This is a genomic window from Pseudoalteromonas sp. SG43-8 (assembly GCF_014164245.1).
GTDB lineage: Bacteria > Pseudomonadota > Gammaproteobacteria > Enterobacterales > Alteromonadaceae > Pseudoalteromonas > Pseudoalteromonas distincta.
This window is the reverse complement of sequence record NZ_JACJEX010000011.1, coordinates 93,539-99,683: the sequence shown is the minus strand read 5'-3', so window position 1 is coordinate 99,683 and position 6,145 is coordinate 93,539. Positions and strand designations below refer to the sequence as shown.

Below are 6,145 nucleotides of genomic sequence, written 5' to 3'. Positions count from 1 at the left end.
AAGCTGCAACTTTTGCTGGCACAGTAAAGCTCTCATCAACAGCTACGTTTTCAGCAACAGCAAGTGACACCTCACTTGCCGGTGATTTGAATACAAATAGCTCAGAGCTTATTAACGTTGATACTGTTGACCTTTCAACTGTTGGCGGCTCACAAAATGCATTAAGCATAATTGATAGTGCACTGGCCCAAATAGATGATAGCCGTGCTGATTTGGGTGCTTTGCAAAACCGTTTTGGTCACACTATTAGCAACCTTGCTAACATCTCTGAAAACGTATCTGCATCACGTAGCCGTATTCAAGATACTGATTTTGCAACTGAAACAGCAGAGATGACTAAAAACCAAATCTTGCAACAAGCGGGTACATCAATCTTATCGCAAGCGAATCAGTTACCACAAACAGCACTTAGCTTATTAGGTTAATAAGTTAAAAGTAATAGCTTAATGGTTAGCTAACTAATACATAAAGTCAGTATTAGTATTTTAAAAAAGGAGGTGGCTTTAGCTACCTCCTTTTGTGGTTTAAGAATATAAACTAAGCTATTGTTGGTTTAATTAAGTGAAAAATAGGAATCTGTTATGAATACAATTACTTCAAATACAGAAATTACAACATTACCGACCCCCGTTGCTGGTGATGATAAGCAAGCGGGGCAAGCTGCTCGTTCTTTGACTGAGCGAGCGATTGATGATGTAAAGCAAACGGAGGCACAAAATCAACAAAAGCTACAGCAAAACCAATACAAAAATAACAATCAAGATGAAAAAGATCAGCCCTTAGAGCGCGAACAGCTAGAACAAATGGCGCAACAATTGCAGGATTTTATGGGTGAAATGAATCGCAGCCTACAATTTAAAGTTGATGAAGATTCAGGCCGCGATGTAATAAAAGTGCTTGATAAAAACAGTGGTGAAGTCATTAAGCAATATCCTTCTGAGGAAGTGTTAAGTTTAGTGTCTAAACTGTCTGAATCGGCAGGTATTTTGATCGACCAAACAGTTTAGTAAGTGATTCATATTGCTATTTTAAGTTAGTTTATTTTTAGGTATTTAAGAGGTGAAGTATGGCTATTTCGTTTACTGGGTTAGGTTCTGGGTTAGCAGTGTCAGATATTGTCGATGCACTAGTTAATGCTGAACAAGCACCTGCTGAATCTCGCTTAAATACTACTGAAAGTAAATTAACTACAGATATTTCTGCTGTTGGAGCATTAAAATCTGCACTTGAAAAAGTACAAACCTCAATGGAAGCATTGGGCGATAGTGATAACTACCAAAAGCGAACAGCATCTGGCAATGATGATTTTATATCAATTAGCTCAGATAAAGACGCTCAGCCTGGTAGCTACATCGTAAAAGTAGACGCATTAGCACAAGCTCATAAATTATCTTCCCCTGCATTTGCAGCAGACGAGGCAATTGGTGCTGGCGTAATTACAATTGGCTCTGGCGCAAATAGTTTTTCTACGGTTTTATCGGCTACAAACACGTTAGAAGATTTACGAGATCAAATTAATAACGGCCCTTTTACTGGCAATGATAGCAATGACTCAGTTACCGCGACTATAGTTACCAGTGATACCGGTCAGCATTTAGTGCTCACTAGTAAAGAAACCGGCGAAGACAACGCAATAACAATTACCGTACAAGACGACGACGGAAATAATACTGATACAGGTGGATTGTCTCGATTAGCTTATGATGTATCAGACGCAGACCCAGCTAACCACACAACTAACATAACGCAAGTTAACGCTGCTCAAAATGCACAAATAACAATTGATGGTACGTTGACGATATCAAGCAATACTAATGAATTTAGTAACGTGATTGATGGCGTGGATATAACAGCTAAAAAATTGCACGATGTTGACGACGACATTAGTGATATATCAATTACCGAAAATAATAATAATATTAAAGCAGGCTTAAATAGCTTTATTGAAAGTTATAATGAGCTGTTAGAGCTGAGCAATAACTTAGGTGCCTCAAGTGAAGCTGGCGCTGGAGTTATGGCTGGGGATTCACTACTTCGTGGTGTTATGTCAAAGCTTCGAAGTGAAATAACGGAATCAGTTGATTTAGGTGATGGAAACTCGTTATCGCTTTCGCAATTAGGTGTTGAAACAGATCGCTACGGTGTATTAACCCTAAATACAGAAACACTCGATGAGCAAATAGACGCAGATGTAAATTTAGTGCAGCAGTTTTTTGTAGGTGATGACGATGATGGTTTTGCGCAGTCGTTTGATGAGCTAATGAGCTTTTATACAGATTCCGACGGCATTATACAAAACCGGATTGATAGTAAAACAAATCAACTCGATGACATAGATGATCAGCGCGTGAGCCTTGCTAGTAAAATGGAGTCGCTATCGTCTCGATTATATGCTCAATATAATGCGATGGATTTATTAGTGGCGAGCCTTAATAACACCAGCAGTTATGTTCAAGCTCAATTAGAGAATATGCCAGGCGTAGTACGAGATAACTCTTAGTAGATAAGTATGATATTAAATTAATAACTAAATTAAGAAAACACAAAAAAACCGTTATTTAAAACGGTTTTTTTGTGTTTTCTATTTAAGTAGATTTTAGAGACTTGCTTTATAAGCTTTAATCGCCTTTCCTGACTTTTTATGTTTAATAATAGCTTTAGATGACTCGTTTTTTGCACTATTCGCTTTTACTAAAATGGTATTTATACGAAGCTGAATTAATTCTAATTGCTCTGCACTTGGGCCGTCGCTGCTTTCGCACCATTGCTTTAGTTCAGTATTTAAAGTGTCTAAAAGAGGCCGAGCTTCGTCTGCGTTATTACCATTTACTAACACTTCAATATTACTAAGCAACGTTTGTATGAGCTCAGAGTAATTTGTTAGTTGCTCTGAAGATGTTGGCGAGTCCATAATTGAAATTAAACCGCAGGGCTGCGTTGATCGAGCGGAATGTTATCCCAACCTTCTTTAATTTCTTTAACAATACTTGATACTTCAATAATTGCTTCAATATCGTTGTTTATGTTCGCTTGCGTTAAACGGCGTTGGCAGTAATCGTAAAGTGCCAATAAATTGTTAGAAATACTAGGGTCTTGTTCTACTTCCAAATTAAGTGCGTCTTGCAGTGCACCAAATAATAAAACACAGGCCGAAATATTTTCACCTTTTTTTTGTATTTCTTTGCGCTCAATAAACCCTTTTGTTGCTGCTAAGCGACCGATGATATTACTGAATATAAGGTTTATTTGTTCGTAAGGGGCCATTTCGGCAATGCTGCTAGCACGAACTTGACCGTATTTTTTTACTGAGACATGAGCCATGGGATGATCCTAAAATTTAAAACAATAAAATTATGTGAAAGTTGATGTAAAAACTTACATAAAAATTTAATAAAGCTTTTATTACTTTTACAAGAACAAAGCAATATTAATGCCAAGCATTTTCACTTGTTTGTATATCGGCATTAGTAACTTCAACTTAAATTTATAATTGAGTTTATTTACTAACAATAGCATTTTTATTGCCAAGTAAATTAATTATTAGAGCTAAGTTGTATTTAGGTAATCGTTAAGTAATCGCTGAGTAATAACTAAGTTAAAACTACAACTCATACTTAATGATTAACTATTAAGTATGATTGACTTAACTAGCCCGTCTGTTTTTTGGCGTTTATGTCAAAAAACTGCCGCTATCACTTGCATCCATGCTGAACTGGCTTACAATTTAACTAATTATACAAATTAGTGAAAGTACGGCTCGCTAAATATGATCTTGATTTTAGATAATAATAACAACCGCGCAATAGGGTTAAATGCTTCACTTGGCTTTATTGGTGAAGCTGTACAACTATTAAGCGAAGACTGCTTTGAACAAGAATGCAAAAAATATCAGCAGCAAGAATGCATGATTATTTTAGGAGCGTTGCAATCACTTGACCACGAAAGCTTAATTAAACGCTATCCAACATTACCGTTTTTATTAATTGGCGAAACGCTAAAACCACTATTAAGTATAGCTAATGTGGTGGGGCTTATTTGCGAGCCATTTAATCACGAAGTGACAACGCAGTTACTTCACGATTGCCAGCAGTATCAGCGCATGTTGCCAAATGAGCATAAGCATTCTAAACCACATAAAACTTTTGACGGACTTGTTGGTGAAACAGAGGCCGTAAAAGATGTTCGCTTTTTAATTGAACAAGTGGCAAAAACCGATGCTAATGTTTTAATTTTAGGCGAATCAGGCACTGGTAAAGAAGTGGTTGCCCGTAATGTACACCTGCTTTCAAAGCGCATTAATGGACCGTTTGTACCTGTAAACTGTGGTGCTATTCCGGCAGAGCTGCTCGAAAGTGAACTATTTGGCCACGAAAAAGGCGCGTTTACTGGTGCTATATCGGCTCGTAAAGGGCGCTTTGAACTAGCTCAAGGCGGGACGCTATTTTTAGATGAAATAGGCGATATGCCACTGCAAATGCAAGTTAAGTTGCTGCGAGTATTGCAAGAACGCAGCTACGAACGTGTTGGTGGCACAAAGGCTATTCAGGCTGATGTACGCGTTATTGCGGCCACGCATCGTAATCTTGAAACAATGATTGAAGAGGGGAGTTTTAGGGAAGATTTATATTACCGCTTAAATGTATTTCCTATCGAAAATCCATCGCTGAGTGAACGTGCTGATGATATTCCGCTGCTTTTAAAAGAGTTAATGCGCCGTGTTAACGACCAAACAGGTTCTACCGCTAAGTTTACCGAGCGCGCAGTTGAGAGCTTAAAAGAACATGCTTGGCCTGGTAATATTCGTGAGCTTGCTAATTTGGTGGAGCGTATGGTTATTATGTTCCCTGACAAAGTGGTCGATATTCCTGATTTACCTAACAAATATCGTTACATTGAAGTTGAAGCCTACGAGCCAGAATACCCTGAAGAGTTAATGGAAAAAGACGCCTTTAACGACATATTTAGTACAGGCTTTAGTGATTACGAAAGTGAGCCAGACGCTGAGTTTAGCCAAACGGGTAGTGGGCTATTACCTGATGATGGTATTGAGCTTAAAGATTATTTAGCCGAGCTCGAAATTAGCTTAATTACCCAAGCGTTAGAGCGCTATGATTATGTTGTAGCTCGCGCTGCAGAGATATTAGGGGTTCGCAGAACCACACTCGTTGAGAAAATGAAAAAGTATAATCTTTCACGAGATTAGAAGTACTAAAATGGTGAAATACTTTTCGTTATTTATTATTCATTTGTGAGCAATCACTTTACGGGCTTTGCCCGTCACGCAAGCAAGCTTGGCGTCTACAAGATAAACACAAACTTAAACCTTGGCGGTATACGCTGAGCTTGCTCGCATGAAAAGCGTAGCTTTTAATCATTTAAATAAAACGTTATTTCACAAAGAGAAAAACGAAGGTAAATGAGAAACCATAGTCAACTTACGCTTTACTTCTCTAAAGCGCAGCGTCTCTTAACCTCTTTGTGAACTAATCACTTACTCACTAGAAGCCTTAATAATTTCTTCTTTTCTAAAACAATCATTACTATGATCGTTAACCATACCGCAGGCCTGCATATGAGCGTAAACCGTTGTAGGGCCTAAAAACTTAAAACCCCGTTTTTTTAAATCTTTAGCAAATGCAGTTGATGCCTCTGTAATTGCTGGGTAGTCCTCAGCGTTATTTAAATTACTTATAATCGGTTTATTATCGACAAACTGCCATTGGTAGTTACTAAAACTTCCAAATTCTTTTTGTATTTCTATAAAGCACTTTGCGTTGTTAACAGTTGCCGCAATTTTTAAGCGATTGCGCACAATCCCTTCATCAAGCATTAGTCTCTCAACGTCATCTTGTGTGAATTGTGCCACTTTATCTACATCAAAATTAGCAAATGCTTTTTTGTAACCGCTACGCTTTTTTAAAATTGTGTACCAGCTTAAGCCGGCTTGCGCTGATTCAAGAGTGATAAATTCAAACAGCTTTGTATCATCATAAAGAGGGACGCCCCATTCTTCATCATGGTAAATAACGTAGTCGGGTTTAGTGGTGTCGAGCCACGGGCAACGGCACTTTATTTGCTCACTCATTATTATTCCTTTTTGTGTGCGTCATTTTTATGTCGCTCAAATTATTGATGTAACTTAATG

At 37.9% G+C, this 6,145-nt stretch carries 7 protein-coding genes; 4 read left to right on the top strand and 3 right to left on the bottom strand.

Translation table 11 applies throughout. The features are described from left to right. From H5122_RS16490 to fliD, 3 genes are all read left to right on the top strand, one after another. Positions 1 to 425, top strand: a 425-nt coding sequence (locus H5122_RS16490) for a flagellin (protein WP_259395784.1), incomplete at its 5' end; no start/stop codon positions are given. 156 nt (positions 426 to 581) lie between these two features. Then, on the top strand, positions 582 to 1,007 hold the full coding sequence (locus H5122_RS16485; RefSeq protein WP_182682709.1) for a flagellar protein FlaG: 426 nt from the start codon (positions 582 to 584) through the stop codon (positions 1,005 to 1,007). Between the two features lie 59 nt (positions 1,008 to 1,066). Then, complete coding sequence (gene fliD / locus H5122_RS16480) at positions 1,067 to 2,500, top strand: flagellar filament capping protein FliD (RefSeq protein ID WP_182682708.1); 1,434 nt, start codon at positions 1,067 to 1,069, stop codon at positions 2,498 to 2,500. 96 nt (positions 2,501 to 2,596) lie between these two features. Here the strand turns inward: fliD and H5122_RS16475 are convergent, their stop codons facing one another. Beyond that, on the bottom strand, positions 2,597 to 2,911 hold the full coding sequence (locus H5122_RS16475; protein ID WP_182682707.1) for a hypothetical protein: 315 nt from the start codon (positions 2,909 to 2,911) through the stop codon (positions 2,597 to 2,599). Positions 2,912 to 2,919: 8 nt separating this feature from the next. Then, positions 2,920 to 3,321 (bottom strand): flagellar export chaperone FliS, encoded by a 402-nt coding sequence (gene fliS, locus H5122_RS16470; RefSeq protein WP_024599221.1) that lies wholly within the window; start codon positions 3,319 to 3,321, stop codon positions 2,920 to 2,922. 445 nt (positions 3,322 to 3,766) lie between these two features. Between fliS and H5122_RS16465 the strand changes: the two genes are divergently transcribed. Further along, complete coding sequence (locus H5122_RS16465; RefSeq protein WP_182682706.1) at positions 3,767 to 5,203, top strand: sigma-54-dependent Fis family transcriptional regulator; 1,437 nt, start codon at positions 3,767 to 3,769, stop codon at positions 5,201 to 5,203. A gap of 288 nt (positions 5,204 to 5,491) precedes the next feature. Here the strand turns inward: H5122_RS16465 and H5122_RS16460 are convergent, their stop codons facing one another. Further along, positions 5,492 to 6,085: a DNA-3-methyladenine glycosylase I gene (locus H5122_RS16460; protein WP_182682705.1), complete on the bottom strand. Its 594-nt coding sequence runs from the start codon at positions 6,083 to 6,085 to the stop codon at positions 5,492 to 5,494. Between the last annotated feature and the right edge of the window lie 60 nt (positions 6,086 to 6,145).